Raw genomic sequence first — 4,419 nt, 5'->3', positions numbered from 1 at the left:
TGGGCTCGTTACTGGGCTTTTTGATCGTGTTCCGCATGAACGCTTCAAATAACCGTTATTGGGAAGGGCGTTCCAGCTGGGGTCAGATCATCAATGCCAGCCGCAACCTGGTCCGGGTCGGTGTCGCGCATACTTCCGACGGCTCCTCGCTGGCTGATCTTGTGTCCGGCTATGTGATCTGTTTGCGACGATCACTGCAGGGACATCTGGACATGCTCGAGACCGAAGACTTTTTGCCAGAAGAACTTTGCCGCCGAGCCGAGTATTTCGGAAATCCCCCTACGGCAGTAGCCTTCGCAATTTCGGAATGGATTGAAAAGGAATACCGGCAAGGATCGCTTGAGTCTCAACTGGTCCGGCACATGGAGGATCAGTTGTCGAAGCTTGTCGATGCCCAGGGCGCGTGTGAAAAGATTCGCAAGACGCCGATGCCATTCGTCTATGTGGTGATGATCAAACAACTGATCCTGGTATATCTTTTGACGCTGCCGTTTGCCGTGGGCCCGCATTGCGGCTGGTGGTCTCCGGTCGTGGTGGCCATTGTCTCGCTCGGGCTTTTTGGAATTGAGGAAGCCAGCGTCGAAATCGAAGATCCGTTCGGACTCGAAGAGAATTGTCTCGATATGGTGACGTACACCGTCACCATCGCTCGCGACACCGGCCAAATGGCCCGTCGCAAAAAGCAACAGGTGCTGAAAGAGACCGTCGCGACGAGCTAATCGATCCACAGCCAGCCGGCGCGGCTGGCCATGTGCTACTCGCCGTCTACTGGCGGTCGTTTGGCAATCTCGAGCGCCTTCTCATCAATCGCCGTGGTATACTGCTGCCAGGCGGACTTTGACTCTGCATTGCTCGTGTGCCACATTGTGAAGTGGCATGTCGGTGCACCGGCTGGAATCGTGCTGTCAAACCGCACGTCGAAGTCGTGTTCTGGACCGTACTCGCGCATGGCATCGATCATGCCTTCCACGAAATATCGTTGCACTCGGCAGTCGAACGCTTGGTAATGGTCCTGGTGTGGGCACCATAGGATGTTGAAGCTGACCTGATCTGGCCCGTCGATCTTCGGCGCTTCGAGCGACGCGTAGGCGATGCGGTTGATCACCGAAGCATAAAAGCTGAGGAATTCGGCTTCGCTCATGTCGTCCGGCTTGTGCGTGCCTGCCAGGATTTGTCGTCCGATGTCGAGCCCTACGCGATGCAGCGCCTCGTATACGGCCTGTTGCCCTTGGCGTCCGAACAGGCGCTCGCAAGCTTTGAGAACCTCAATTACAGCCATGGCCTGCATTGTGCCCCATTGCCAAAGCGTGGCGGGATCGAAATCCGTTTTGCCGAGCACGTCTTCCCTGAGTCGCTTGAGCCCTTTGGCATACGGTTGATTGAACTCGAAATCTCGCCAGGCCGGCTCCGGTCGATTCTGCCAATGTGTCATACGTAGCTCTGTCATGATCGCGACGTGTGATGGTGACGGGTCACAGGTGCTGTTGCGCGGTGGACCTACCGCGGAGCTTGACAGTATATCGTGAATTTCCGCGAAAATAACCGCCGTCAGACCGGAATCGACCGCGCGATTCGCGAACCTCGGCACAGCCGGACTTTCGCCGCTTGCCGGCGCCGTCCGGACTCGGCGATACTGAAATGAGACATTTGCCTGAAGAATCGTCTTCCGGTTTTTAGGCTGTTGCGCCCTACACTTCTCATTATGGCCTATACCCGTCCGGCACTCCCCGCCGAGCCATCTGAAACGCGGATCAGCCTGCGCGAACTCGAGCAGGCACTGTATGCCGTCGACCCGTCGGCCCTCCTCGTCGCGCCGCGGCTGCTGCGTCGCGTGATTAAGCAAAGCGCGTTGTTGCCAGGTTTCGGCTGGCGCGTGCCCCATCGCAAGAGTTACATCCTATCGCGGTCTGAACTGCTCTCGATTGTCGACCACGACGAGCTTGACCTGCCCAGGGGCGTTGAGTTAGCGGAAACCGTAATTCTGCTAGCGCGTCCGGCGGCAGACCGGCTCGATTCCAACAGCGCGGTCGATAGCCTTACGATCTGTTGGCGGCTGCTGTTTCATGCGCGCGTACACCAGGCGCTCGATCGGCGCGTGGCAGAGAAACGTTTGGGAGCAGCGGAAGCTCGGGATCGGCGTACGCGTATCGGGACCACGGAGTTCGCCGAGATCTATACGGTGCTCAGACAGGAAGATTTTCTGATACCGCCCGAGAGTGAACTGGCAACATACCTGGAGTTCGCCGCAGTATTTCTGGAATTGCGCTACTTCGCTCCCGGGTTCTTGAGTTCCTATTTCCCCGCACTTGAGGATTTGGATTCGATCGAAACGTTGTTGGCCGAAGACGTTGATGCCGAGGGCCTGTTTCAGGCGACTCGCTTGCCAGGCGCTCCGGCGGTGCCGGAGCCTCGCGACACGGTGATCGAAGAGCCTGTAAAAACCGCGTGCGATCCTCCGCCGGTTCAGCGCAAAACGTCCTTACGGACGTTTGGCCGATTGCTCGACAAGGCCGCCAAAGTCGGAGCGCGCGGAAATCTGGTACGAGCGGCGATCCTGCGCATCGCCGCCGCCGAACGGGGCACACCTGAGCTGAGTCGCGCCGCCCGTTCGGAAGCGCGCGCCGATATGGATCACCTGGCCGATCGCATGCAGGAGGCGCTCCACTTCGACGATCACGAGCGCGAGGACTGGGCCCGGGCGTTAGCCCTGCTGTCGCCGCAGGCCGCGCGGGGGTTTTGGACGGCCGAGGCTCGACTGCTCTACGACTTGCAAAAAGTGTGTCTCGACTTTGAGCGGGGTATTTACACATTTGATTTCTATCGTTGGGTGAAATCGCGATTCCGAGCACCCCTTAAGCGGCCGCTGCCCGGCCAGCGCCACGTCCTATTCTCGAAACATCTGCGCAGTGCCGCGCGTCGACTAGCAACTATCCGCGTTTCGGAACGAATGCGCGCGCGTCTGGCAACGCTGCTGGAATCGGCCGTACGACGTACCGAAGAGGAATTGCGGACACGCTTTCGGCCAGCAATTTCCGCGGCACTCGACGAGGTCCCGCTGATGCCACACAATTTGCCCGAGCGTGTGGCCCGCGACAAACTCGTCGAGGAGTTATTGGATCGCATCGTCGAGCGTGGGTTTTTGACGATGGGAGACTTGCGCGACGCCCTGTCACGTAATAATCTGAAAATGCCCGACGTCGCCAGTGTTCAGCAACTCGTGCTGGGCGATCAATTGCTGCAGACGAACGAGCAGTTGGCGGATCGCTTGGATGGCGTCTATCATCGCGGCGAGATCTACCTTACCTTTCCACAACGGCTCAGCTCGCTGGCATTTGGCACTCCGCTCGGCCGATTCCTCACGCAATATGTCGTACTGCCTTTTGGTGGCGCGTTCCTGCTGCAAAAGGGCTTGCAGCACATCATCGCCCCCCACGCCGAGCAGTCGGATTTCGACGCTTCCTCGCTGGCAGCTCTGGTGTATACCGGGATTTTCATCTTCGGATTATTGCACCATCATGGATTTCGCATGATGTGCCTCAACGTGCTATGGTCTTCGGGACGACTCGCACGGACGTTGTTCGTGAACCTACCCACGCAAGTGCTGCAATTGCCGCTGGTTCAATCGATCGTACATAGTATTTATTTTCGACTTTTGCAGCGTGGCCTATTTAAGCCTCTGTTGGTGACAGCGCTTTTGGCGCCGCTGGTTTCTTACGGAATCGACGTGAAGGTAACCACGGCCAATAGCCTTGCCGTGTTTCTGATCGTAAATCTGGTCCTCAACACGAGGATCGGTCGCAATGTTGACGAACTGATTACCGATTGGGTTACGCAGGCCTGGCATAGATTTCGCATCCGCGTGTTAGCCGCACTGCTGCGCTTTGTCATGGACATTTTCAGCCAGTTGCTGGAAAATCTGGAACGCATGCTGTACACGGTCGACGAATGGTTGCGGTTTCGCACGGGCGAGAGTTTTCTGGCCATGGCCACCAAGGCGGTCCTGGGATTCGTTTGGTTTTTCGTCAACTACTTCATTCGCTTTTGCGTAAATCTGTTGATCGAGCCGCAAATCAATCCGATTAAGCACTTTCCCGTCGTCACCGTCTCGCACAAGATCCTACTGCCGCTTACGGTACCTTTTATTCACGTCTTGCAAGGGCCGCTCGGCAATGTTTGGGCCGACACGATTGCGCCGACCGTCGTGCTTTTGTTGCCGGGCGTTTTCGGATTTCTAGTTTGGGAGCTGAAGGAAAACTGGCGACTATACGCAGCCAACAGGCCAACCGACCTGGGTCCGGTCTCGATTGGAAATCATGGCGAGGCGTTGTTGCAGTTTATTAAACCCGGTTTTCGATCCGGCACACTCGGCAAATTGTTCGCCAAGCTGCGACGAGCCAATAGGAAAGCCTATTGGACTGG

General features: G+C 57.2%; 3 protein-coding genes. 2 read left to right on the top strand and 1 reads right to left on the bottom strand.

Annotated features, from left to right (window positions below):
- Positions 1 to 719: bestrophin family ion channel (locus tag VGG64_09365; GenBank protein ID HEY1599798.1), on the top strand; the 719-nt coding region annotated here is incomplete at its 5' end.
- 35 nt (positions 720 to 754) lie between these two features.
- Here VGG64_09365 and VGG64_09360 read toward each other — a convergent pair.
- On the bottom strand, positions 755 to 1,447 hold the full coding sequence (locus VGG64_09360; protein HEY1599797.1) for a hypothetical protein: 693 nt from the start codon (positions 1,445 to 1,447) through the stop codon (positions 755 to 757).
- A gap of 255 nt (positions 1,448 to 1,702) precedes the next feature.
- On the opposite strand from VGG64_09360, the gene VGG64_09355 reads away from it, so the two are divergent.
- Positions 1,703 to 4,419, top strand: a 2,717-nt coding sequence (locus VGG64_09355; protein ID HEY1599796.1) for a hypothetical protein, incomplete at its 3' end; no start/stop codon positions are given.

The sequence above is a fragment of the Pirellulales bacterium genome (assembly GCA_036490175.1).
Classification (GTDB): domain Bacteria; phylum Planctomycetota; class Planctomycetia; order Pirellulales; family JACPPG01; genus JACPPG01.
Note: the sequence above shows the minus strand (reverse complement) of the source record. Positions and strands in the feature narration are given on the sequence as shown.